Annotated in this window: 20 protein-coding genes and 1 pseudogene; 4 read left to right on the top strand and 17 right to left on the bottom strand. The window is 58.0% G+C overall.

What is annotated here, in order from left to right; all coding sequences use genetic code 11:
* Nucleotides 1-15: 15 nt before the first annotated feature.
* From ABIA48_RS08710 to rpsB, 17 genes and pseudogenes are all read right to left on the bottom strand, one after another.
* Entirely contained in the window at nucleotides 16-963 is a 948-nt protein-coding gene (locus ABIA48_RS08710) for an acetyl-CoA carboxylase carboxyltransferase subunit alpha (RefSeq protein ID WP_429487947.1), read from the bottom strand.
* A gap of 139 nt (nucleotides 964-1,102) precedes the next feature.
* Nucleotides 1,103-4,624: a DNA polymerase III subunit alpha gene (gene dnaE / locus ABIA48_RS08715; RefSeq protein WP_429487949.1), complete on the bottom strand. Its 3,522-nt coding sequence runs from the start codon at nucleotides 4,622-4,624 to the stop codon at nucleotides 1,103-1,105.
* A gap of 77 nt (nucleotides 4,625-4,701) precedes the next feature.
* A complete protein-coding gene (rnhB, locus tag ABIA48_RS08720; RefSeq protein ID WP_429492823.1) occupies nucleotides 4,702-5,328 on the bottom strand; it encodes a ribonuclease HII in 627 nt (208 codons plus the stop codon).
* Between the two features lie 11 nt (nucleotides 5,329-5,339).
* A pseudogene (gene lpxB, locus ABIA48_RS08725) lies at nucleotides 5,340-6,471 on the bottom strand (lipid-A-disaccharide synthase).
* 2 nt (nucleotides 6,472-6,473) lie between these two features.
* Nucleotides 6,474-7,250, bottom strand: a complete 777-nt coding sequence (lpxA, locus tag ABIA48_RS08730) for an acyl-ACP--UDP-N-acetylglucosamine O-acyltransferase (RefSeq protein ID WP_007978373.1) — start codon at nucleotides 7,248-7,250, stop codon at nucleotides 6,474-6,476.
* Complete coding sequence (gene fabZ / locus ABIA48_RS08735; RefSeq protein ID WP_007978374.1) at nucleotides 7,247-7,687, bottom strand: 3-hydroxyacyl-ACP dehydratase FabZ; 441 nt, start codon at nucleotides 7,685-7,687, stop codon at nucleotides 7,247-7,249. Before fabZ ends, lpxA begins: the two co-directional genes overlap by 4 nt.
* 108 nt (nucleotides 7,688-7,795) lie before the next feature.
* Entirely contained in the window at nucleotides 7,796-8,851 is a 1,056-nt protein-coding gene (gene lpxD / locus ABIA48_RS08740; protein ID WP_007990258.1) for a UDP-3-O-(3-hydroxymyristoyl)glucosamine N-acyltransferase, read from the bottom strand.
* 3 nt (nucleotides 8,852-8,854) lie between these two features.
* Nucleotides 8,855-9,358 carry an OmpH family outer membrane protein gene (locus ABIA48_RS08745; RefSeq protein ID WP_007990260.1) on the bottom strand — a complete coding sequence of 168 codons (504 nt, stop codon included), beginning with the start codon at nucleotides 9,356-9,358 and terminating at the stop codon, nucleotides 8,855-8,857.
* A gap of 45 nt (nucleotides 9,359-9,403) precedes the next feature.
* Nucleotides 9,404-11,779: an outer membrane protein assembly factor BamA gene (bamA, locus tag ABIA48_RS08750; protein ID WP_310056714.1), complete on the bottom strand. Its 2,376-nt coding sequence runs from the start codon at nucleotides 11,777-11,779 to the stop codon at nucleotides 9,404-9,406.
* Nucleotides 11,780-11,853: 74 nt separating this feature from the next.
* The gene (gene rseP, locus ABIA48_RS08755) at nucleotides 11,854-13,206 is read right to left on the bottom strand and encodes a sigma E protease regulator RseP (RefSeq protein ID WP_429487953.1); all 1,353 of its coding nucleotides are present in this window, start codon (nucleotides 13,204-13,206) and stop codon (nucleotides 11,854-11,856) included.
* A gap of 53 nt (nucleotides 13,207-13,259) precedes the next feature.
* Entirely contained in the window at nucleotides 13,260-14,450 is a 1,191-nt protein-coding gene (ispC, locus tag ABIA48_RS08760) for a 1-deoxy-D-xylulose-5-phosphate reductoisomerase (protein WP_007990268.1), read from the bottom strand.
* Nucleotides 14,447-15,253: a phosphatidate cytidylyltransferase gene (locus ABIA48_RS08765; protein WP_429487955.1), complete on the bottom strand. Its 807-nt coding sequence runs from the start codon at nucleotides 15,251-15,253 to the stop codon at nucleotides 14,447-14,449. Before ABIA48_RS08765 ends, ispC begins: the two co-directional genes overlap by 4 nt.
* Complete coding sequence (uppS, locus tag ABIA48_RS08770) at nucleotides 15,253-16,008, bottom strand: polyprenyl diphosphate synthase (RefSeq protein WP_310056724.1); 756 nt, start codon at nucleotides 16,006-16,008, stop codon at nucleotides 15,253-15,255. The genes ABIA48_RS08765 and uppS overlap by 1 nt, the downstream gene beginning before the upstream one ends.
* Nucleotides 16,009-16,021: 13 nt before the next feature.
* Nucleotides 16,022-16,579: a ribosome recycling factor gene (gene frr / locus ABIA48_RS08775; RefSeq protein WP_007940501.1), complete on the bottom strand. Its 558-nt coding sequence runs from the start codon at nucleotides 16,577-16,579 to the stop codon at nucleotides 16,022-16,024.
* A complete protein-coding gene (gene pyrH / locus ABIA48_RS08780) occupies nucleotides 16,576-17,319 on the bottom strand; it encodes a UMP kinase (protein ID WP_003222124.1) in 744 nt (247 codons plus the stop codon). The genes frr and pyrH overlap by 4 nt, the downstream gene beginning before the upstream one ends.
* A 210-nt stretch (nucleotides 17,320-17,529) precedes the next feature.
* The gene (gene tsf, locus ABIA48_RS08785; protein ID WP_007990274.1) at nucleotides 17,530-18,393 is read right to left on the bottom strand and encodes a translation elongation factor Ts; all 864 of its coding nucleotides are present in this window, start codon (nucleotides 18,391-18,393) and stop codon (nucleotides 17,530-17,532) included.
* 189 nt (nucleotides 18,394-18,582) lie between these two features.
* Nucleotides 18,583-19,320 (bottom strand): 30S ribosomal protein S2, encoded by a 738-nt coding sequence (rpsB, locus tag ABIA48_RS08790; protein ID WP_007978390.1) that lies wholly within the window; start codon nucleotides 19,318-19,320, stop codon nucleotides 18,583-18,585.
* Nucleotides 19,321-19,691: 371 nt separating this feature from the next.
* Between rpsB and map the strand changes: the two genes are divergently transcribed.
* The 4 genes from map (at nucleotide 19,692) to ABIA48_RS08810 (ending at nucleotide 25,474) form a co-directional block, all read left to right on the top strand.
* On the top strand, nucleotides 19,692-20,474 hold the full coding sequence (map, locus tag ABIA48_RS08795) for a type I methionyl aminopeptidase (protein ID WP_429487958.1): 783 nt from the start codon (nucleotides 19,692-19,694) through the stop codon (nucleotides 20,472-20,474).
* 37 nt (nucleotides 20,475-20,511) lie between these two features.
* On the top strand, nucleotides 20,512-23,214 hold the full coding sequence (locus tag ABIA48_RS08800) for a [protein-PII] uridylyltransferase (RefSeq protein WP_429487960.1): 2,703 nt from the start codon (nucleotides 20,512-20,514) through the stop codon (nucleotides 23,212-23,214).
* Between the two features lie 120 nt (nucleotides 23,215-23,334).
* The gene (gene dapC, locus ABIA48_RS08805) at nucleotides 23,335-24,537 is read left to right on the top strand and encodes a succinyldiaminopimelate transaminase (RefSeq protein WP_429487962.1); all 1,203 of its coding nucleotides are present in this window, start codon (nucleotides 23,335-23,337) and stop codon (nucleotides 24,535-24,537) included.
* 181 nt (nucleotides 24,538-24,718) lie between these two features.
* On the top strand, nucleotides 24,719-25,474 hold the full coding sequence (locus ABIA48_RS08810; protein ID WP_429487964.1) for a M12 family metallopeptidase: 756 nt from the start codon (nucleotides 24,719-24,721) through the stop codon (nucleotides 25,472-25,474).
* The last annotated feature ends 13 nt before the right edge of the window (nucleotides 25,475-25,487 follow it).

Genomic DNA, 25,487 nt, shown 5'->3' on the forward strand with positions numbered 1-25,487 from the left:
TACAGCGAGAGCTGATTACAGGCCGTAGCTCATCAGACGTTCATAACGACGGGCCAGCAGCGCGTCGTTATCGAACTTCTTCAGCATCGCCAGTTGCGAGCTCAGCTCGGCGCGGATCGATGCAGCTGCAGCGCCCGGATCACGGTGCGCGCCACCCAATGGCTCGCCAATCACCTTGTCCACGATACCCAGACCCTTGAGGCGCTCGGCGGTGATGCCCATCGCTTCTGCGGCATCCGGTGCTTTCTCGGCGGTTTTCCACAGAATCGAAGCACAACCTTCCGGCGAGATCACCGCGTAGGTCGAGTACTGCAGCATGTTCAACTGGTCGCAGACACCGATCGCCAGTGCACCACCGGAACCACCCTCACCGATTACAGTGGCGATGATTGGGGTTTTCAGGCGGGCCATGACACGCAGGTTCCAGGCAATCGCTTCGCTCTGGTTACGCTCTTCGGCGTCGATGCCAGGGTAAGCGCCCGGGGTGTCGATAAAGGTCAGGATCGGCATTTTGAAACGTTCGGCCATTTCCATCAGGCGGCATGCCTTGCGGTAGCCTTCCGGACGCGGCATACCGAAGTTGCGGCGAACCTTCTCGCGCACTTCACGGCCCTTCTGGTGACCGATGACCATCACCGGCTGGTCGTCCAGACGGGCAATACCGCCAACGATCGCAGCGTCGTCGGAGAAGTGGCGGTCACCGTGCAACTCGTCGAACTCGGTAAAGATGTGTTCGATGTAGTCCAGGGTATACGGACGTTTCGGGTGACGTGCCAGACGTGCGATCTGCCAGCTGGTCAGCTTGCCGAAAATGTCTTCGGTCAGCGTTTTGCTCTTGTCCTGCAGGCGGGAGATCTCATCGCCGATATTCAGCGAATTGTCATTACCGACCAAGCGCAACTCTTCGATCTTGGCTTGCAGGTCGGCGATCGGCTGTTCGAAATCTAGAAAATTCGGGTTCATAGGCGTCCGTCTTGGGTCGACGTCCAAGGGATCTTGGGCCGGCCGGTTGTCTATTCGCGCCCTACCTTAAGGGAGAGGCGCGTTGAGGTCGAGATTAAAAATTCAGGTCAAGGTCAGGGCAATCTGAAAGCACTGACCGTCAACGGTATTGGAGGAAGACGTTGTCTCGCCCGAACTGGTCACGCAGGGCTTGAATCAAGGCATCCGCCGGATCGATTCGCCAGCCTTCGCCGAACTGCAACAGGGCCTTTGCATCAGGGCTGGTGTAGTCCATGGTGATCGGGCACGCACCGCGATGACGCTTCAACAGCTCACCCAGCCAGCGTAGCTGATCACCTTTGAGGTCCTTGGCATGCAGCTTCAGGCGCAGGCTTTCGGCCAGATTGGTGCGCGCATCTTCCATGCTCATCACCCGCTTGACCCGCAACTTCAGGCCACCAGAGAAGTCGTCATTGCTGACCTCGCCTTCGACCACCACCATCGCGTCGGTCTGCAACAGCGACTGCGCAGCATGGAACGCCTCGGAAAACAGCGAGGCCTCGATCCGTCCGGAGCGGTCGTCGAGGGTGATGAACCCCATCTTGTCGCCCTTTTTGTTCTTCATCACCCGCAAGGCGATGATCATCCCGGCAACGGTCTGGGTATCACGCGCCGGTTTCAGATCAATGATGCGTTGACGGGCGAAGCGACGGATTTCACCTTCATATTCGTCAATCGGGTGACCGGTCAGGTACAGGCCGAGGGTGTCTTTCTCCCCTTTCAGGCGTTCCTTGAGGGTCAGTTCCTTGGCCTTGCGGTGATTGGCGTAGACGTCGGCATCTTCTTCGACAAACAGACCGCCGAACAGGTCGGAGTGACCACTGTCCTGGGTGCGCGCGGTTTGTTCGGCCGCCTTGATCGCTTCTTCCATGGCCGTCAGCAGCACCGCGCGATTGCGGTCAATGTTGGCCTGGTAGGCTTTCTGCTCATCGTGGAAATACGGCCCGAGGCGATCCAGGGCACCGCTGCGGATCAAACCGTCGAGGGTGCGCTTGTTGATACGCTTGAGGTCGACCCGGGCACAGAAATCGAACAGATCCTTGAACGGACCGGCCAGACGCGCCTCGGTGATTGCCTCGACCGGCCCCTCACCCACGCCCTTGATGGCGCCCAGGCCGTAGATGATCCGGCCTTCGTCGTTCACCGTGAACTTGAATTCGGAGGTGTTTACGTCCGGCGCGTCGAGACGCAGCTTCATGGTCCGCACTTCTTCGATCAAGGTCACGACCTTGTCGGTGTTGTGCATATCCGCCGAGAGTACCGCGGCCATGAACGGCGCCGGGTAGTGCGCCTTCAGCCACGCGGTCTGGTACGACACCAGGCCATAGGCGGCGGAGTGGGATTTGTTGAAACCGTAACCGGCGAACTTTTCCACCAGGTCGAAGATGTTACCGGCGAGGTCCGCGTCGATATTGTTGGTCGCGCAACCTTCAATGAAACCGCCGCGCTGCTTGGCCATTTCCTCGGGTTTTTTCTTACCCATGGCCCGACGCAGCATGTCCGCACCACCGAGGGTGTAACCGGCCATGACCTGGGCAATCTGCATCACCTGTTCCTGGTACAGGATGATGCCGTAAGTCGGAGCCAGTACGGGTTTGAGGCCTTCGTACTGGTAGTCCGAGTGCGGATAGGCCAGCTCGGCGCGACCGTGCTTGCGGTTGATGAAGTCGTCCACCATGCCCGATTGCAGCGGGCCCGGACGGAACAGTGCCACCAGTGCGATCAAATCTTCCAGGCAGTCGGGCTTGAGCTTTTTGATCAGCTCTTTCATGCCGCGGGATTCAAGCTGGAACACTGCCGTGGTTTCGGCTTTTTGCAGCAGGGTGTAGGTCGGTTTGTCGTCCAGCGGGATGAACGCGATATCCAGCGGCGGTTCGTTGACCTTGGCACGGTCGCGGTTGATGGTTTTCAGCGCCCAGTCGATGATCGTCAGGGTCCGCAGGCCGAGGAAGTCGAACTTCACCAGACCGGCAGCTTCAACGTCATCCTTGTCGAACTGGGTTACCAGGCCGTCACCGGCTTCGTCGCAGTAGATCGGCGAAAAGTCGGTCAGCTTGGTCGGCGCGATAACCACACCACCGGCGTGCTTGCCGACGTTACGCACAACACCTTCGAGCTTGCGGGCCATCTCCCAGATTTCCGCGGCTTCTTCATCGACCTTGATGAAGTCACGGAGGATTTCTTCCTGCTCGTAGGCCTTCTCCAGGGTCATGCCCACTTCGAACGGAATCATCTTCGACAGACGATCCGCCAGGCCATAGGACTTGCCCTGCACCCGCGCCACATCGCGGACCACAGCCTTGGCGGCCATGGAACCGAAAGTGATGATCTGGCTTACCGCGTTGCGGCCGTATTTCTCGGCCACGTAGTCGATCACCCGGTCACGACCGTCCATGCAGAAGTCGACGTCGAAGTCGGGCATCGATACCCGTTCCGGGTTAAGGAAACGTTCGAACAGCAGGTCATATTCCAGCGGATCAAGGTCGGTGATCTTCTGCACATAGGCCACCAGCGACCCGGCACCCGACCCACGGCCAGGTCCCACCGGTACGCCGTTGTTCTTGGCCCACTGGATAAAGTCCATCACGATCAGGAAGTAACCGGGGAAGCCCATCTGGATGATGATATCCAGCTCGAAGTTCAGCCGGTCGACATAGACCTGACGCTTGGCCTCGTAGTCTTCGGTGGTGTCCTTGGGCAGCAGAACAGCAAGGCGCTCTTCCAGGCCATCGAAGGACACCTTGCGGAAGTACTCGTCGATGGTCATGCCATCGGGGATCGGGAAGTTGGGCAGGAAGTGCGTGCCCAGCTTCACTTCGATGTTGCAGCGCTTGGCGATCTCGACGGTGTTTTCCAGCGCTTCGGGAATGTCGCTGAACAGCTCGGCCATTTCCTCGGCGCTTTTGAGGTACTGCTGATCGCTGTAATTCTTCGAACGCCGCGGATCGTCGAGGGCACGGCCCTCACCGATGCAGACACGGGTTTCGTGGGCAGCGAAGTCTTCCTGCTTGATGAAGCGTACGTCGTTGGTCGCCACCAGTGGCGCACCGAGCTTCTCGGCCAGCGCCACGGCGCCGTGCAACTGTTCTTCATCGTTGGGGCGGTTGGTGCGCTGGATTTCCAGATAGAAACGATCCGGAAACACTTCCATCCATTCGCGGGCCAGGGTTTCCGCTTCCGCCGGGTTGCCGCTGAGCATGGCCTGGCCGATCTCGCCTTCTTTGGCCGCCGACAACATGATCAGGCCGGCGCTGGCTTCGGCCACCCATTCGCGCTCGATGATGATCGCGCCATTGCGCTGACCCTCGATAAAGCCGCGGGAAATCAGCTCGGTGAGGTTGCGATAGCCTTCGGCGTTCATCACCAGCAGGCTGATCCGGCTCAGCGGGTTGTCCGGATCCTTGTTCGACAGCCACAGGTCGGCGCCGCAGATCGGCTTGATCCCGGCACCCATGGCGGCTTTATAGAATTTGACCAGGGAACACATGTTGTTCTGGTCGGTGACCGCTACGGCAGGCATGTTCATGCCGACCAGGGTCTTGACCAGCGGTTTGATCCGCACCAGACCGTCGACCAGGGAGTATTCAGTGTGCAGGCGTAGGTGAACGAATGAAGCCGGCATAGTGATCCTGTCTGTGAACTTGAAAACAACAAGGCCCGGATTGTACCGGGCCTTGGTAAAAAAAATCAGCCTCGCGACTAACTCTCGACGAGACCTTCCCGAGCCTCGTAAGCCAGACGCACTGGGGCAAACGAACGCCGGTGAATCGGCGTAGGGCCAAGACGCGCGAGCGCTTCCAGATGAACGGGGGTCGGGTAGCCCTTGTGACCACCGATGCCGTAGCCGGGGTAGATCAACTCGAACGCAGCCATTTCGCGATCACGACTGACCTTGGCCAGAATCGATGCAGCGGCGATGGCTGGGACCTTGCTATCGCCCTTCACCACAGCTTCGGAGCGCATCGGCAGTTTCGGGCAACGGTTACCGTCAATCATCGCCAGTTTCGGCTGGATGTGCAGCCCGGCGACCGCACGCTGCATGGCCAACATGGTGGCGTGCAGGATATTCAGTTCGTCGATTTCTTCGACTTCGGCGCGAGCGATGCACCAGCTCAGGGCTTTTTCGCAGATTTCGTCGTAGAGCTTTTCGCGACGGGCTTCGGTGAGTTTCTTCGAGTCGTTCAGGCCGAGGATCGGGCGGTTCGGATCAAGGATCACCGCTGCTGTCACCACCGCGCCACAAAGCGGGCCGCGACCGACTTCATCGACACCGGCAACCAACGCTTCGACTTCAGCGACCAAGGTGAAATCCAGCCCCATCTGCATGTTCGTTTTACTCATTTGTCTTGGCCGATCAGGTTCAGCACTGCGTCCGCAGCCTGGTTGGAGGCATCCAGACGCAGGGTCCGGTGAATCTCGTCAAAGCCACGGGTCTGCTCTTCTCCGCCTTCGATCAACGGTGACAACGTCTGGGCCAGCGCTTCGACCGTGGCATCGTCCTGCAACAACTCGGGCACCAACAGACGCTGAGCCAACAAGTTCGGCAACGAAATGTAGGGGCTTTTCACCATGCGCTTGAGAATCCAGAACGTCAGCGGCGCCAGACGGTAGGCAACCACCATCGGCCGCTTGTACAGCAACGCTTCAAGCGTTGCGGTGCCGGAGGCAATCAACACTGCATCGCACGCGGCCAGGGCCAGATGAGACTGTCCATCGAGCAGGGTCAATGGCAGATCGCGACCGGCCAACAGCTCTTCAAGCTGTGCGCGACGTTGCGCACTGGCGCAAGGCATGACAAACCGCACACCCGGGCGCAACGCCCGCAGGCGCTGGGCAGTATCGAGAAACAATGCACCGAGCCGGCCAACTTCACCGCCACGGCTGCCAGGCATCAACGCCACCAGTGGCCCGTCAGGCAAACCGAGTTCGGCCCGCGCAGCAGCGCGATCGGCTTCGAGTGGAATGGCATCGGCCAGGGTATGACCGACGAACCGCACCGGCACACCTTTTTCTTCATAAAATCTGGCTTCGAACGGGAACAGCGTTAGCATCAGGTCGCAGCCTTCGCGAATCTTCAGCACGCGCTTCTGTCGCCAGGCCCAGACCGACGGGCTGACGTAATGCACCGTCTTGATACCCGCCTGGCGCAGCTTGAGTTCGATATTGAGGGTTGAAGTCCGGCGCATCGATACCAATGAAGACATCGGGCTTGGCGGCAATCAGGTCAGCGACCAGTTTTTTGCGCCGCGCCAGCAACTCGCGCAGGCGGCCCAGGACTTCCACCAGCCCCATGACGGACAGACGTTCCATCGGGAAATACGAGGTCAGGCCTTCAGCCTGCATCAACGGACCGCCAACACCTATGAATTCGACGGCCGGGTGACGAGCCTTGAGCGCACGCATGAGTCCCGCGCCCAGAATGTCACCGGAAGCCTCACCCGCTACCAGCGCAATACGCAGATTGGCCATGATTAGCGGGTGATGCCGCGAGTCGAAGACTGGATGGAGTCACGGAACACCGCCACTTCCGGGTACTGGGCCGACGGCTCGGCCAGTTCGGCGAGCGCCTGCTCCACAGTCAGGCCCTGGCGGTAAACCACCTTGTAGGCACGGCGCAGCGCGTGGATCGCATCTTCGCTGAAGCCCCGACGGCGCATGCCCTCGAAGTTCATGCTGCGGGCTTCGGCAGGGTTGCCGAACACCGTGACATACGCAGGAACATCCTTGCCGATTGCCGTACCCATGCCTGAGAAGCTGTGGGCGCCAATGTGGCAATACTGGTGAACCAGGGTAAACCCGGAGAGGATTGCCCAGTCTTCCACATGCACATGGCCCGCCAGTGCGGTGTTGTTCACCAGAATGCAGTGGTTGCCGATAACGCTGTCGTGGCCGATGTGGGCATAAGCCATGATCAGGTTGTGATCGCCCAGGGTCGTTTCCGAACGGTCCTGGATGGTGCCACGGTGAATCGTCACGCCTTCACGGATAACGTTGTGATCACCGATCACCAGGCGGGTTTCCTCGCCTTTGTACTTCAGGTCAGGTGTGTCTTCACCCACCGAGGAAAACTGGTAGATGCGATTGTGCTTACCGATTCGGGTCGGGCCCTTGAGAATCACGTGCGGCCCGATGACTGTCCCCTCGCCGATTTCCACACCTGCGCCGACGATCGACCACGGGCCGACCTCGACGCCGTCAGCCAGAATGGCTGTCGGATCGATGATTGCACGAGGGTCAATCAAACTCATAGTTTGCGTTCCGCACAGATGATTTCGGCGGAGCAGACCGGCTTGCCATCGACCGAAGCCTGGCATTCGAATTTCCAGATCTGACGCTTGCAGCTGATGAATTTGGCTTCAAGGATCAGTTGATCGCCCGGCAATACCGGCTGGCGGAAGCGCAGCTTGTCGGAACCGACGAAGTAATAAAGGGTACCGTCGGCCGGTTTCACGTCGAGCATTTTGAAACCAAGGATCCCGGCAGCCTGAGCCATTGCCTCGATGATCAATACGCCCGGCATGATTGGATGCGCAGGGAAGTGACCATTGAAGAACGGTTCGTTGATGCTGACATTCTTGTAGGCGCGAATGCGCTTGCCTTCAACATCCAGCTCCACTACCCGGTCCACCAACAGGAACGGGTAACGGTGAGGCAGGTATTCGCGAATCTCGTTGATGTCCATCATTTCGGGGGGAAGCCTATGTAAAGATTGGGAGCGCGCGACTGATACACGCTCCGCTAGCAAATCAAGGAGGCAGTCTAGCGGCTGTGCACACTTGATATGGAAATGGTATCAGCCATCTGATGAAGCATTACTGTCAGGGGTCACTTCCCCTGCCTGCTTTTCCAGCTGTCGCAGACGTCGCGCGATGTCATCGAGCTGACGGATACGAGCCGCGCTTTTGCGCCATTCGGCCGCTGGCTGCATTGCCGTACCGGAAGAATAGGAACCCTTTTCGGTAATCGAGTGGGTCACCATGGTCATCCCGGTGATGAAAACGTTGTCGCAAATTTCGATATGTCCCACCAGCCCTACACCGCCAGCGAGCATGCAATGCTTGCCGATTTTGGTGCTGCCGGAGATCCCGACACAGGCGGCCATGGCGGTGTGATCACCGACCTGAACGTTGTGGGCGATCTGGATCTGGTTGTCGAGCTTCACACCATTACCGAGAACGGTATCGGCCAATGCGCCGCGGTCTATAGCGGTATTCACGCCAATCTCCACATCGTCACCGACTAACACACCACCGATCTGGGCAATTTTCTGCCAGACACCTTTCTCATTGGCAAAACCGAAACCTTCGCCGCCGAGCACGGCACCTGACTGAATGACCACACGTTTGCCGATGCGCACGTCGTGGTACAGCGTGACCCGCGGGGCCAGCCAACCGCCTTCGCCGATTTCGCAACGGGCACCAATGAAGCAATGCGCACCGATGGTCACACCGGCAGCAATACGTGCCGCGCTTTCGATCACCGCAAAAGCACCAATACTCGCAGCCGGGTCAACCACCGCGTCCTCGGCCACAACGGCTGTCGGGTGAATACCGGCAGCCGCTTTCGGCTTTGGATCGAACAGGTGGGAAACACGCGCGTAGGCCAGATACGGATCAGGCACCACCAGCGCATTACCGGCAAAACCTTCGGCATCAGCAGCCTTCAGCAACAGGGCTGCAGCCTGACTGCCTGCCAGGTACTTACGGTATTGGGGGTTTGCGAGAAAGCTCAACTGAGCTGGGCCAGCCTCCTGCAAGGTGGCTAGCCCAGTAATTGCTTTCTCGGGATCGCCACGTAGAGTGGCGCCGAGGAACTCGGCCAACTGGCCGAGCTTAATGGTCACGGTCATGGATTACTTCAGCTGATTCATGCGCTCGATAACCTGGCGAGTGATGTCGTACTGAGGCTTGACATCAATCACTGCGCCACGCTCGAAGACCAGGTCAAAAGCACCTTTCTTGATGACTTCTTCCACAGCGCTGTCCAGTTTCGGCTTGAGCTGCTTCAGCATTTCGCGGTCGGCAACGGCTTTGGCTTCGTTCAGCTCCTTGGACTGGAACTGGAAGTCACGTGCCTTTTGCTTGAATTCAAGCTCCAGACGCTCGCGCTCACCCTGCTGCATTTTGTCGCCACCGGCCATCAGACGATCCTGAATGCCCTTGGCGCTGCTTTCCAGCGTCTTGAGCTTGGTCAGCTGAGGACCGAACTTTTTCTCGGCATCCACGGCGTATTTCTTGGCCGCGTCGGATTCCAGCAGAGCCATCTGATAGTTCAGAACAGCAATTTTCATGTCGGCAAATGCCGGACCAGCGACCAGTACGCTGGCCAGGAGAACCAATTGAGTCAACTTACGCACGATGCACTCCTACAAAATTCATTGTCGTTATCTTGGGTCAGACGCTTAGAACGTCTGGCCGAGGGAAAATTGGAACACTTGAGTCTCAGCGTTATCCGGTTTCTTGACTGGCATGGCCAACGCGAAACTCAGAGGACCCAGTGCGGTGACCCAGGTCACACCCACACCGACAGAACTGGCCATGTTGCTCAAGCTGATATCGTCGCACTTGGTGTTGGACTTCGTGCCATCGGCGTTTGTGGTATCCGAGCAAGACGAGTCGAATACGTTACCCACATCCCAGAATACCGAGGTCCGCAGGGAACGCTGATCCTTGACGAACGGCATAGGGAACAATACTTCCGCACCACCCTGAATCAGGACGTTACCACCAAACGGCAGTGGATCCTGGTCCGGGTCGAATTGAGTGCCAGGGTTCTTGCCTGTACTTGGCGTACTGCGAGGTCCCAGAGTGCTGTCCTTGAAGCCACGTACCGAGTTGAAACCACCAGCATAGTAGTTTTCATAGAAAGGCAAGCCGTCGGTCGAACCGTAACCATCGCCATAACCCAGCTCGGTATGCAGGCGCATGGTGTAGTTCTCGGACAATGGCTGGAACAGCTGGCCACGGTAGTCGAGCTTGAAGAACGACAGGTCGCTGCCTGGAACCGTGGATTCCAGCACCAGGCTCTGGGAATGACCACGGGTGGCGAGCACACCCTTGTTCAGGGTGGACTCGGACCAGCCGGCCGAAGCCTTGAAGTTCAGGTACTGATCGCCTTCCTTGTTAACGAAGTCGAAAATCTCGTCAACGGTGTAAATGCCGGTCTTGATCTTGTCCTGTTGCGCGTTCAGGCCGAAGGTCAGACGCGATGTTTCGCTGATCGGGTAACCGACGCTCACGCCCGCACCCAGGCTGTCGACGGCATAACTCGCTACATCGACGTCGAGGTCATTGTAGTCGGTGGTGCGGTAGAAGGCGTTGTAACCCAGGCTCACGCCATCTGCAGTCCAGTAGGGGTCTACAAAACCGAAGTTGTAACGCGTCTGGTACTGACTTTTGGTCAAACCGATACTGACCTTGTTACCGGTACCCAGGAAGTTGTTCTGGGTGATCGAACCACCGAGAATCAGACCGGCACTCTGGGCGAAACCGACACTGGCGGTAATCGAACCGGAGGCTTGTTCTTCAACGCTGTAGTTGACGTCCACCTGGTCATCGACACCCGGCACGGCCGGAGTCTCAACGTTGACTTCCTTGAAGAAGCCCAGACGTTCCAGACGGGTCTTGGATTGGTCGATCAGGTAGGTCGAAGCCCAGCCGCCTTCCATCTGACGCATTTCACGACGCAGCACTTCGTCTTCGGACTTGGTGTTGCCACGGAAGTTGATGCGGTTCACGTAAGCACGCTTGCCCGGATCGACCGCGAACAGGATGTCTACGGTGTGATCTTCATCGTGCGGTTGAGGCACGCCGTTGACGTTGGCGAAGGTATAACCTTCGTTACCCAGACGACGGGTGATCAGCTCGGAGGTCGTGGTCATCAGCTTGCGCGAGAACACCTGGCCTTTTTGCACCAGCAGCAGGGACTTGACCTGGTCTTCAGGGACTTTCAGGTCACCGCTGAGCTTGACGTCACGAACGGTGTACTTCTCGCCTTCGTTGACGTTTACGGTGATGTAGACGTGTTTCTTGTCCGGCGTAATGGATACCTGGGTCGAAGCGATATCCATGTTGATATAGCCACGATCCAGGTAGTAGGAGCGCAGACGTTCCAGGTCACCGGACAGTTTTTCACGGGCGTACTTGTCGTCGTTCTTGAAGAACGACAACCAGTTGGTGGTCTTGAGTTCGAACAGGTCGATCAGGTCTTCATCGGGAAAGACCGTGTTACCCACTACGTTGATGTGCTGGATCGCCGCAACGGTGCCTTCGTTGATATTGACCTTCAGGCCGACACGGTTACGCGGTTGCGGTACCACTTCGGTATCGACGGTAGCCGAGTAGCGACCCTGGGCGACGTACTGGCGCTGCAGTTCGTTACGCACGCCTTCAAGGGTGGCACGCTGGAAGATCTCGCCTTCGGCCAGACCGGATTGCTTGAGGCCTTTCATCAGGTCTTCGGTAGAGATCGCCTTGTTGCCTTCGATCTCGATACTGGCGACCGACGGGCGTTCGACTACAGTAATGACCAGGACGTTGCCATCGCGGCCCAGCTGGATATCTTGAAAGAAACCGGTTTTGAACAGAGCACGAGTGGATTCCACCAGGCGACGATCATCCGCCTGTTCACCGACGTTCAACGGCAAAGCACCAAAGACGCTACCCGCGGAGACCCGCTGGAGGCCATTGACGCGAATATCAGAGATAGTGAAGGACTCGGCGTGAACTTCGGCGATCATCAATACGGTGAGAACCGCAGTTAGCAGCAGACGTTTCATGAAGTCCTTTCTTATTCCAACTGGCAATAAACAAACTGCCGCAAAATGCGGCAGATTCGCAATTCAGCGAAGCGTTACAGTCGACCCAGATCATTGACCAGAGCAAGCAACATCACCCCGACCACCAAACTGATACCGATCTGTATCCCCCAACCTTGCACCCGATCTGACAAGGGACGACCACGCACCCACTCGATCAGATAAAACAATAAATGCCCCCCATCCAGCACCGGAATGGGCAGCAAATTCAGAACCCCCAGGCTAATACTCAGATAAGCAAGGAAATTCAGGAAATCAGCAACACCCGACTGGGCCGAAGCGCCCGCCACTTTAGCAATGGTTATCGGTCCACTCAAGTTTTTTACCGAGAGCTCACCGAACAACATTTTCTTCAGTGAATCGAGGGTCAGTACGCTCATGGTCCAGGTGCGTCGAGCCCCCTCGCCAATCGCTGCCAATGGGCCGTAACTGACTTCGCGGATCATCTCCGGCGGCCAATCGACAGCTTTCACCCCTGCCCCCAGGTAACCGCTGGGTGACTTGCTCTCGCCACGAGCGGCCAGCGTCACCGGGACGTCGATTTGAGCACCGTCACGCTCAACCCGCAGCATGATTTTGGTATCAGGATGCATACGGACGGTATCGACCACCTGCTGCCAGTCATCCAGCGTACGACCATCGAGTGCCAGCAAACGATCACCGGTCTTCAGGCCGGCAGCCTGAGCCGGCCCCTTTGGATCGAGTTCGGCCAGAACCGGCGGCAATGCCGGGCGCCAGGGACGAATGCCCAACGAATGGATAGGGTCGGGCTCGTTGGCCCCTTTGAGCCATTTGTCCAGCACAAGCTCACGAGGAGAATCGGTCGTGGAACCTTGCTCACGCACCATTATCTGCAATGAACCGCTTTCGCCCAGGCGACGAACCAATTGCAGGTTCACCGCCGCCCAGCCGGAAGTCACCTCACCATCAATGGCCACGATTTCCTGGCCAGGGTTCAATCCCGCCTTGGCCGCAATACTGCCGGACTCGACAGCCCCGATGACCGGACGCACCTGCTCGCTGCCGAGCATTGCCAATCCCCAGAAGAACACCAATGCCAGCAAGAAGTTAGCTATCGGACCTGCGGCTACGATGGCAATGCGCTGACGAACGGATTTGCGATTGAAGGTGTGGTCGAGCTGATCGAGGGGGACTTCACCCTCGCGCTCGTCGAGCATTTTGACGTAGCCGCCCAACGGGATCGCGGCGACAACGAATTCGGTGCCTTGCTTGTCGTGCCAGCGCAGCAAAGGCATGCCGAAGCCTACGGAGAAACGCAGCACTTTGACCCCACAGCGACGCGCGACCCAAAAATGGCCGAACTCGTGGAAGGTGACCAGCACACCCAAAGCGACCAGGGTGCCGACAATCATATAGAGCGCGCTCATCTACTTTCTCCGCAATCCTATCCGCTGCTGCCTGGGCCAACTATCCGCAGCATTTACCGCCCATGACGGCTCAACCACTGTCCGGCCAGCAATCGCGCCTTCGCGTCTGCCGTGAACACTGCATCGAGATCATCCACCGCCACCACGGGCTCCAGATTCAGTACTTCTTCGATGATACTCGCGATTTCCGGGTAACGAACCCGTTCGTCGAGAAATGCCGCCACCGCCACTTCGTTCGCCGCATTGAGCATCGCCGGCGCGCTATTACCCGCTTCGGCCGCCTGACGAGCCAGACGCAGGCACGGGAAACGCTCTTCATCGGGCGCCTGGAAATCCAGGCGCGCAATGGTAAACAGATCCAGTGGCGCCACACCCGAATCGATTCGCTCAGGCCAGGCCAGGGCATTGGCGATGGGTGTGCGCATGTCTGGATTACCCAGCTGCGCCAGGACAGAACCATCGATATAGTCGACCAGCGAATGAATCACGCTTTGCGGATGAATCACCACCTCGACCTGGGATGGCTTGGCATCGAACAGCCAGCAGGCTTCGATCAACTCAAGCCCCTTGTTCATCATGCTCGCCGAATCAACGGAGATTTTTCGCCCCATGGACCAATTCGGGTGAGCACACGCCTGATCAGGTGAAACATGCGCCAGTTCAGCCATCGGCGTCTGTCGGAACGGACCACCGGAAGCCGTCAGTAAAATCCGACGCACACCGACCGCCTCAAGGCCACGGGCATAATCCAGCGGCATGCACTGGAAAATCGCGTTGTGTTCGCTATCGATCGGCAGCAACACCGAACCACTCTTGCGCACCGCCTGCATAAACAACGCACCGGACATGACCAGCGCTTCTTTGTTGGCCAGGAGGATTTTCTTGCCGGTCTCGACCGCTGCCAGTGTCGGGCGCAGTCCCGCCGCACCGACGATGGCCGCCATGACCGTGTCGACTTCCGGATCGGAGGCAACCCGACACAAACCTTCCTCACCCACCAGAACGCGGGTCGAAAGACCCGCCGCGCGCAAATCATCCTGCAGGGTGCGGGCAGCAGCGACCTCAGGCACTACAGCAAATCGCGGGACATGGCGTACGCATAGCGCCAGCAATTGACTCAAGCGAGTGAAGCCACTCAAGGCAAAAACCTGATAACGATCAGGGTGGCGAGCGATGACGTCGAGCGTACTCAGGCCAATCGAGCCGGTCGCACCCAGAACGGTAATCTGTTGCGGGCGGCTCATGGGGCTGCCATCCACAACAGAACGGCAAACACCGGTATCGCTGCCGTCAGGCTGTCGATACGATCCAGCACGCCACCGTGCCCCGGAAGCAGATTGCTGCTGTCCTTGATGCCGGACTGGCGCTTGAACATGCTTTCAGTGAGGTCGCCCACCACTGAGATAAACACGATGAGCGCAGCGCCGATCAGCCCCTTGAGCAACTCGGCCACCGTCCAGTCGCGCACCAGAGCAACGAGCGTGGTAATGACCAGGCTCAGCGCCAGACCACCGTACACGCCTTCCCAGCTTTTACCGGGACTGACCTGCGGTGCGAGCTTGCGCTTGCCGAAAGCACGACCGGAGAAGTAGGCGCCTATATCGGCCCCCCAGACCAACACCATCACCGCCATGATCAGCAAGTTACCCAGCGGGTACTGCTTGATCTGCACCAGGCCTTGCCAGGCCGGCAGGAGAATCAACAGGCCGATCACCAACTTGGTCGCTGCAGTGGACCAATGCTCGCTCGAATGCGGATAGGTCAGCACCAGATACGTCGCCACCGCCCACCACAGTACCGAAGCGCCCAACACCCAAGGCGCGAGGCCGGGCAGGATGTACATGACGAACAGCATCAAGGCGACCACAGCGGCATAGCCCACGCGGAACGCTTGACCGGCGAAACCCGCCAGACGCGCCCATTCCCAGGCACCAAGGGTGACCACCAGCCCGATGAACAGTGCAAAACCGGAACCTTCAAGCAGGAAAAACCCGCCCAAGGCAATCGGCAGCAAGATCAGTGCGGTGATGATTCGTTGTTTAAGCATTAAACCCGGGCTCCAGCCTCGACCTGCTCGCTCGTTTTACCGAAGCGGCGCTGGCGGGAAGCGAAATCGGCCAGCGCATTGCGCATGGCATCGTGTTTGAAGTCCGGCCAGAACAGGTCGGAAAAATACAACTCGGCATAGGCCAGCTGCCAGAGCAGGAAGTTGCTGATGCGGTGCTCGCCACCGGTCCGGATACACAGGTCCGGCAGCGGCAGGTCACCCGTGACCAGGCAGGTCTGCAACAGATCAGGCGTAATGTCTTCCGGACGCAAGTGTCCGGCCTGAACCTCTCGCGCCAATCGTTGCGCAGCTTGCGCGATATCCCACTGACCGCCGTAATTGGCGGCGATCTGCAGGACAAAACGATCGGTGCCAACTGTCATGGCCTCGGCTTCACGCATGGCAGCCTGCAGCTCGGGATGAAAACGCGAGCGGTCACCAATGATGCGCAGGCTGATGTTGTTGTCGTTGAGGCGCTTGGCCTCACGACGCAGCGCCCTGAAGAACAGATCCATCAAGGCGCTGACCTCATCGGCCGGACGCTGCCAGTTCTCGCTGGAAAAGGCGAACAGGGTCAGCACTTCGACCTTGGCCTCAGCACAAACCTCAATGACCGCACGTACCGCATCCACGCCCGCTTTATGCCCGGCGACACCCGGCATAAAGCGTTTTTTCGCCCAGCGATTGTTACCATCCATGATGATCGCGACATGGCGCGGCACCGCGGACGGTGCAGTCTGCTTTGTCTTATCCATGAAAACGCGACCCTTATACGGCCATCAGGTCTTTTTCTTTCTCCGCCAACTTAGCGTCGATTTCAGCTACGAACTTCTTGGTCAGATCGTCGATCTCGCCAGTGGCGCGACGCTCTTCGTCTTCGCTGATTTCCTTTTCCTTGACCAGATCCTTCAGCGAGCTGTTCGCATCGCGACGGATGTTGCGTACGGCAACACGGGCATCTTCAGCCACATCGCGAGCCTGCTTGGTGAAACCGCGACGGGTTTCTTCGGTCAGGGCCGGCATGCTGATCAGCAGCAGCTCGCCAAGGTTGGTCGGGTTCAGGTTCAGACCTGCGCTACCAATCGCCTTGTCGACGGCACCCAGCATGTTGCGTTCGAAAGCAACGACTTGCAGGGTACGGGCGTCTTTGACGGTGATGTTGGCCACTTGCTTGATCGGGGTGTCCGCACCGTAGTACGGCACCATCACGCCTTCCAGAATGCTTGGGTGCGCCTGACCGGTACGGATACGGCCGAAGTTGTGCGCCAGCGATTCCACGGACTTCTGCATGCGCTCTTTAGCGTCTTTCTTGATTTCGTTGATCATTGTTGGCCTTCCTCGATCAGGGTCCCTTCAGCGCCACCATGCACGATGTTCAGCAGGGCGCCGGGCTTGTTCATGTTAAATACGCGTAGCGGCATCTTGTGGTCGCGACACAGGCAAATGGCCGTCAGATCCATCACGCCCAGCTTGCGATCCAGCACTTCATCGTAGGTCAGATGATCGAACTTCTCGGCATGCGGGTCTTTGAACGGGTCAGCGGTGTAGACGCCATCGACCTTGGTCGCCTTGAGCACGACATCGGCATCGATTTCGATTGCACGCAGGCAGGCAGCCGAATCCGTCGTAAAGAACGGGTTGCCGGTACCGGCCGCGAAAATCACCACGTCCTTGGAGTTCAAGTGGCGCATGGCCTTGCGGCGATCATAGTGATCGGTCACGCCAACCATGGAAATAGCGGACATCACGATGGCCGAGATGTTGGCGCGCTCAAGGGCGTCGCGCATGGCCAGGGCGTTCATCACAGTGGCCAGCATGCCCATGTGGTCGCCGGTGACCCGATCCATGCCAGCCTTGCTCAGCGCTTCACCGCGGAACAGGTTGCCACCACCGATAACCAGACCGACCTGAACACCGATGCCGACCAGCTGGCCAACTTCCAATGCCATGCGATCCAGAACTTTCGGGTCGATCCCGAACTCTTCCGAGCCCATCAGGGCCTCGCCGCTAAGCTTGAGTAGAATGCGTTTATAGCGAGCCTGATAACCACTGCCCTGCTGAGCCATTGCGAATCTCTCCTGCGGCGTATTTTAAAAATTCTTTGCGAGCTGTTTACAGCTGGCGTTCACTCTAGCCTGGCGCTGCTTCAGCACCATCGGAACATGGCTTTGTAAGCCAGTTCCAAAAGGAAACCAATTAAAAATTGGTACCCCATCTGAAAAGAGGCTGCGCGCGTGAGCGGGCAGCCTCTTCTGGGCGACAGTTAAGAAACCGTCTTACTGCTTGGCGGCAGCCAGTTGTGCGGCAACTTCTTCTGCGAAGTTGTCCACTGGCTTCTCGATGCCTTCGCCGACTTTGAAGTAGGTGAAGGAAACGATTTCAGCGCCGGCTTTCTTGGCCAAGGCACCGACGGTGACTTCCGGATTCATGACGAAAGCTTGCTCGACCAGGCTGGCTTCAGCCAGGAACTTGGTGATACGGCCGGCGATCATCTTCTCGACGATTTCAGCTGGCTTGCCTTTCATCTTGTCTTCGTTCAGGGTCAGGAAAACGCCCTTCTCGCGCTCGATGGCTTCTGGCGAAACCTGCGATGGCAGCAGGAACTCAGGGTTGCTGGCCGCCACGTGCATGGCGATCTCTTTGGCCAGCTGAACATCACCGCCCTTGAGAACAACAGCAACACCGATCTTGTTACCGTGCAGGTAGGTGCCGACAACGTCACCCTCAACACGCACCAGGCGACGGATGTTGACGTTCTCGCCAACTTTGGCCACCAGGGCTTCACGAGCAGCTTCCTGAGCGGCGATCAGCGGAGCTGCGTCGGTCAGTTTTTCGGCGAAGGCTTTTTCTACGCTGGCAGCAACGAAGTTCTTGAAGTCGTCTTGCAGGGCCAGGAAGTCGGTCTGCGAGTTGACTTCCAGCAGCACGGCTGCCTTGTCGTCAGCCTTGATGGCGATTGCGCCTTCAGCGGCAACGTTGCCGGCTTTCTTGGCAGCCTTGATGGCGCCCGAAGCACGCATGTCATCAATGGCTTTCTCGATGTCGCCGCCAGCCTTGGTCAAGGCCTTTTTGCAGTCCATCATGCCTTCGCCAGTACGCTCGCGCAGTTCTTTGACCAACGCTGCAGTAATCTCTGCCATTTCAAAATCCTCTTGGATAGGTTTTCAACCATTCCACCCGATCGAACGGGCGATCAATTCTTCCCGAACTACCCTTGTTAGCTGCCGCACGTTACAGATAGAGCAGTGGGCGCCGACAAATGGTTTTCGAGGTGGCAAAAAGGGGGCCAAGCCCCCTTTTTGCTTACTGAGTCAACGCCAAGGCGTCAATTACTCAGCTGCTGCTACCGGAGCTTCTTCAACGAAAACTTCGGTGCCGCCGGCAACGTTGTTGCGACCACGGATCACAGCGTCAGCCATCGAACCCATGTACAGCTGGATAGCGCGGATTGCGTCATCGTTGCCTGGGATGATGTAGTCAACGCCTTCCGGGCTGCTGTTGGTATCGACTACGCCGATAACCGGGATGCCCAGCTTGTTGGCTTCGGTGATCGCGATGCGCTCGTGATCAACGTCGATAACGAACAGAGCGTCTGGCAGACCGCCCATGTCCTTGATACCACCCAGGGAACGATCCAGCTTTTCCAGGTCACGAGTGCGCATCAGCGCTTCTTTCTTGGTCAGCTTGGCGAAAGTACCGTCTTCGGCTTGAACTTCAAGGTCACGCAGACGCTTGATGGAAGCACGGATGGTTTTGAAGTTGGTCAGCATGCCGCCCAACCAGCGGTGATCGACGTACGGCGAACCGCAACGTGCTGCTTCTTCAGCAACGATCTTGCCAGCGGAACGCTTGGTGCCGACGAACAGAATCTTGTTTTTGCCCTGGGCCAGACGCTCTACGAAAGTCAGAGCTTCGTTGAACATTGGCAGGGTTTTTTCAAGGTTGATGATGTGGATCTTGTTACGCGCACCGAAAATGTATTTACCCATTTTCGGGTTCCAGTAACGGGTCTGGTGACCGAAGTGCACACCGGCCTTCAGCATATCGCGCATGTTGACTTGGGACATGATAGTTCCTTAATAAGTCGGGTTTGGCCTCCACGTATCCCAATGACCAACCAGCAGCATCAGCTGAAGGCACCCAGGTCATCGTGTCGACACGTGTGTGGATTTAGGCTTTTCGGGACATCCCCGGAAAGCGGCGCATTTTATATCACAAGGCAGGGCAAAACGGAACCCGGATTCTGAAATCCTGGCGAGCGCTTTGCTCCGTCCCTTGGAATCCGCCAAGAATGCACCATTCTATAGAGAGAAGCGATGCACACAGGCGCAGATTTGCACTGATCGTCTGGTAGAATCGTATTTTTCAGGGCTGCGAAGACCCATCGCGCAATGCCCTTTCCGTTCAGAAAGCGCCGCCTGGCGCAGAGAGAGCCTGTATGACCGTCACCCTCAAAACGCCCGAGGATATCGCCAAAATGCGTATCGCCGGCAAACTGGCCGCCGATGTGCTGGAAATGATTGCAGAATACGTCAAGCCGGGCGTTACCACCGATCAACTGAACCAGATCTGCCACGACTACATCGTCAATGAGCAGAAAGCCATTCCTGCTCCGCTCAACTACAAGGGCTATCCAAAGTCGATCTGCACGTCGATCAACCATGTGGTCTGTCACGGCATCCCGAACGACAAGCCACTGAAAGATGGCGACACCCTGAACATCGACGTCACCGTCATCAAGGACGGTTACCACGGCGACACCAGCCGCATGTTCCACGTCGGCACTGTACCGGTCTGGGCCGAGCGCCTGTCCCAGGTGACCCAGGAATGCATGTACAAGGCGATTGAAATCGTCAAACCCGGCTGCCGCTTGGGCGACATCGGCGAAATCATCCAGAAGCACGCTGAAAAGAACGGATTCTCGGTGGTTCGCGAATTCTGCGGCCACGGTATCGGCAAGGTGTTCCATGAAGAGCCGCAGATTCTGCACTATGGCCGCGCAGGCACCGGCATGGAGCTCAAGGCCGGCATGACTTTCACCATCGAGCCGATGATCAACCAGGGCAAGGCCGACACCAAGGTACTGGGCGATGGCTGGACCGCGATCACCAAGGACCGCAAGCTCTCGGCACAGTGGGAGCACACCCTGCTGGTGACCGAAACCGGTTACGAGATCTTCACCCTGCGCAGCGATGACACCATCCCTCGCGTTTCGCCCTGACCCCTCGCACCTCGCCTATAGAAAGGAAAGCCAATCGATGCCGCAGGTGGATCCCGAACTCTTCGATCGCGGTCAGTTCCAGGCTGAACTGGCCCTGAAGGCAAGCCCCATCGCGGCCTTCAAGAAGGCAATCCGCCAGGCCCGCGAGGTGCTCGACGCGCGCTTTCGCAACGGCCGGGACATTCGCCGGCTGATCGAGGATCGCGCCTGGTTCGTCGATAACATCCTGCAAAAGGCCTGGGACCAGTTCAACTTGAGTTCCGAAGCCGATATCGCGCTGGTCGCGGTCGGTGGCTACGGCCGTGGTGAACTGCACCCTTATTCCGATATCGATTTGCTGATCCTGCTGGACAGCGCCGACCACGAAGTTTTCCGCGATTCCATCGAGCGTTTTCTGACGCTGTTGTGGGACATCGGCCTGGAGGTTGGTCAGAGCGTTCGCTCGGTCGACGAGTGCGCCGTCGAGGCCCGTGCCGACCTGACGGTCGTCACCAACCTGATGGAAAGCCGCACCATCGCCGGCCCCGAACATTTGCGCCAGCGCATGCTGGACGTCACCAGCACCGCGCACATGTGGCCGAGCAAGGACTTCTTCCTGGCCAAGCGTGCCGAACAAAAGGCCCGCCACCACAAGTACAACGACACCGAATACAACCTGGAACCCAACGTCAAAGGCTCACCCGGCGGCCTGCGGGATATCCAGACGATTCTGTGGGTGGCCCGGCGCGAGTACGGCACCCTGAACCTGCGGGCACTGGCCGGCGAAGGATTCCTGGTCGAAAGCGAAAACGCCCTGCTCGCCTCTTCCCAGGAATTTCTGTGGAAGGTTCGTTATGCCCTGCACATGCTGGCTGGCCGCGCCGAAGACCGCCTGCTGTTCGATCACCAGCGCACCATTGCCGGGCTGCTGGGCTTCAAAGGCGACGACGCCAAGCAAGCCATCGAAAATTTCATGCAGCAGTATTACCGGGTAGTGATGAGTATCGCCCAGCTCAGCGACCTGATCATCCAGCACTTCGAGGAAGTCATCCTCGCGCCGGAAGACGAAACGCCGCCGCAGCCGATCAACTCACGCTTCCAGTTGCATGATGGCTACATCGAAGCACGCAACGACAATGTCTTTCGCCGCACCCCTTTCGCCATGCTCGAAATTTTCGTGCTGATGGCCCAGCAGCCGGAAATCAAAGGCGTGCGCGCCGATACCATTCGTCTGCTTCGGGAAAACCGTCACCTGATCGACGACGACTTTCGCAACGATATTCGCAACACCAGCCTGTTTATCGAATTGTTCAAATGCAAGATCGGTATCCACCGCAACCTGCGGCGAATGAACCGTTACGGCATCCTGGGGCGCTATCTGCCCGAATTTGGCTTTATCGTCGGGCAGATGCAGCATGACCTGTTCCACATCTATACGGTCGACGCACACACCCTGAACCTGATCAAGCATCTGCGTAAATTGCAGTACACCCAGGTGTCGGAAAAATTCCCGCTGGCCAGCAAGCTCATGGGCAAGTTGCCCAAGCCCGAGCTGATTTACATGGCCGGCCTGTACCACGACATCGGCAAAGGCCGGCATGGCGACCACTCGGACATCGGCGCAGTCGACGCCGAGGCGTTTTGCCAGCGCCATCAGTTGCCAGTGTGGGACAGCCGCCTGATCGTATGGCTGGTGCAAAATCACCTGGTGATGTCGACCACCGCCCAGCGCAAGGACTTGTCCGACCCGCAGGTGATCCACGATTTCGCCCAGATCGTCGGCGACGAAACCCGTCTCGACTACCTCTACGTGCTGACCGTCGCCGACATCAACGCCACCAACCCGACCCTGTGGAACTCCTGGCGCGCCAGCCTGCTGCGCCAGCTCTACACCGAAACCAAGCGCGCGTTGCGTCGAGGTCTGGAAAACCCGGTGGACCGTGAAGAGCAGATCCGCCAGACCCAGAGCGCCGCCCTGGATATCCTGGTGCGCGGCGGCACCGACCCGGACGACGTCGAGCAGCTGTGGGCGCAGTTGGGTGATGACTATTTCCTGCGTCACACCGCCGGCGACGTCGCCTGGCACAGCGACGCAATCCTCCAGCAACCGGCCGATGGCGGGCCACTGGTGCTGATCAAGGAAACCACCCAGCGCGAGTTCGAAGGTGGTACGCAGATCTTCATCTACGCCCCGGACCAGCACGACTTCTTTGCCGTGACCGTGGCGGCGATGGACCAGCTCAACCTGAACATTCACGACGCCCGGATCATCACCTCCAGCAGCCAGTTCACCCTCGACACCTATATCGTGCTCGACGCCGACGGCGACTCGATTGGCGACAACCCGGCACGGGTCAAACAGATCCGCGACGGCCTGACCGAAGCCCTGCGTAACCCGGACAACTACCCGACCATCATCCAGCGCCGGGTGCCGCGCCAGCTCAAGCATTTCGCCTTTGCGCCACAGGTGACGATCCACAACGACGCCCAGCGCCAGGTGACGGTGCTCGAACTCACCGCTCCCGACCGCCCAGGCCTGCTGGCGCGGATCGGAACCATTTTCCTGGAGTTCGATCTGTCACTGCAGAACGCCAAGATCGCCACCCTCGGCGAGCGCGTGGAAGACGTGTTCTTCATCACCGACGCCAACAACCACCCTCTTTCCGATCCGCTGCTGTGCAGCCGGTTACAGGATGCAATCGTCGAGCAGTTGAGCGTCAACCAGGAACCCGATATCAAACTGTCGCGCATCAGTATCTGAATCTACAAATCCCCCTGTGGGAGCGGGCTTGCTCGCGAATCGCAAGTGTCAGTCGACATCCACATTGCTGACACACCGCTTTCGCGAGCAAGCTCGCTCCCACATTGAACGAGGCCCCCCATGAACAACGCTCTGTCACAGCTCCAGCCCTACCCCTTCGAAAAGCTCCGCGCCCTGCTCGGCAGCGTGACGCCGAACCCGGACAAGCGCCCGATCGCATTGTCCATCGGCGAGCCGAAGCACCGTTCGCCGAGCTTCGTCGCCGAAGCCCTGGCCAGCAATCTGGAAAAAATGGCGGTGTACCCGACCACCCTCGGCATCCCGGAGCTGCGTGAAGCCATCGCCGCCTGGTGCGAGCGTCGTTTCGGCGTGCCCAACGGCTGGATCGACCCGGCGCGCAACGTGCTGCCGGTCAACGGCACCCGCGAAGCGCTGTTCGCCTTCACCCAGACCGTGGTCAACCGTGGCGACGACGCATTGGTGGTCAGCCCGAACCCGTTCTACCAGATCTACGAAGGCGCGGCGTTCCTCGCCGGCGCCAAGCCGCACTATCTGCCGTGCCTGGATGAAAACGGCTTCAACCCGGATTTCGACGCTGTTTCGCCGGATATCTGGCAGCGCTGCCAGATCCTGTTCCTGTGCTCGCCAGGCAACCCGACCGGTGCACTGATCCCGGTCGAAACCTTGAAGAAACTGATCACCCTGGCTGACGAATACGACTTCGTGATTGCCGCGGACGAGTGCTACAGCGAACTGTACTTCGACGAACAAACCCCGCCACCCGGCCTGCTCAGCGCTTGCACGGAACTGGGGCGCAAGGACTTCAAGCGTTGCGTGGTGTTCCACAGCCTGTCCAAGCGTTCTAACTTGCCAGGCCTGCGTTCGGGCTTTGTCGCGGGTGACGCAGACATTCTCAAAGGCTTCTTGCTCTATCGCACTTACCATGGCTGCGCGATGCCGGTTCAGACGCAACTGGCCAGCGTTGCCGCGTGGAACGACGAAGTGCATGTGCGTGCCAACCGTGCGCTGTACCGCGAGAAGTTCGATGCAGTACTGGAAATCCTCAGTCCGGTAATGGATGTGCAGCGTCCTGATGGCAGTTTCTACCTGTGGCCGAATGTTGAAGGTGATGACGCGGCGTTTTGCCGTGATCTGTTCGAACAAGAACATGTGACCGTGGTGCCGGGTTCTTACCTGTCACGCGATGTGGATGGCGTCAACCCAGGCGCCGGGCGTGTACGCATGGCATTGGTCGCGCCTTTGGCCGAATGCGTAGAGGCGGCTGAGCGAATTCGCAACTTCATAACGACACGCGACAACTAACAGCTATCATGCCTGCACCGCGCAATGCGGTGCAGGCAAACTTAGACAACAACGCAAACACCTCGATTATTAACTCCGCATTAACTATTGAACGTAATAATCTGCACAACCAACCCCATAGACAACCTCACTCCACTCAAATACTTTCAGGGCTCACCCACAACCAATCAAATACAACAACATGAATCAATACAACTACTGTAGGCCCCTTACATCCACCGACCCGCTCGCGTCTTATTATGCTGCAATTAACGAGCGACCTGATAACAAAGCAAACAGCAGCGACGGTCGAAACAAACGTAGCGTTGGGGAGCACACCAAATATTGGCGCCCCGGAAGAACATTAAAAATCCTCGTTTACCGTTATAACGAACAGTCATTTGAAATCGTAAAAAATGGCGCAAACAAATGGCTTCCTTACATCAATCTAAACTTCGAATTCATTGAAATGGACGAAGAAGACATCTATGACTCCGATGACTTTCTAGGCGATATCCGGGTCAACTTTCAACCCTCATTAAAGAATGGCGGTAGCTCACAACTGGGTACCGACGCAATGACCGGCAGTCCGCATACCCCATCGATGGTATTGGGAACTGACTTTGCCTCACCCCATTACGAGTATGTGGTCATCCATGAGTTTGGACATGCACTGGGCTTGAACCATGAACATCAACATCCAGATGCCGCGATACCATGGGACCGAGAAAAAACCTATGCACACATGGAAATCGATTCAAAACTGTCCCGTGCAGATGTTGACGCCAACGTCTTTCCACTTGAGCGCACTGCCAATCGAACCTACACACCCTACGACCGGCACTCAGTGATGCATTATCAAGTCCTCAACGAACTCACTGTGGGCGACTGGCATCAACCCAAGAACTTGCACATCAGCGAGGGAGACATCTCCGCCATACGCGCGATTTATCCATAATCATCGCAGTACA

The sequence above is a fragment of the Pseudomonas sp. S30_BP2TU TE3576 genome (assembly GCF_050436025.1).
GTDB lineage: Bacteria > Pseudomonadota > Gammaproteobacteria > Pseudomonadales > Pseudomonadaceae > Aquipseudomonas.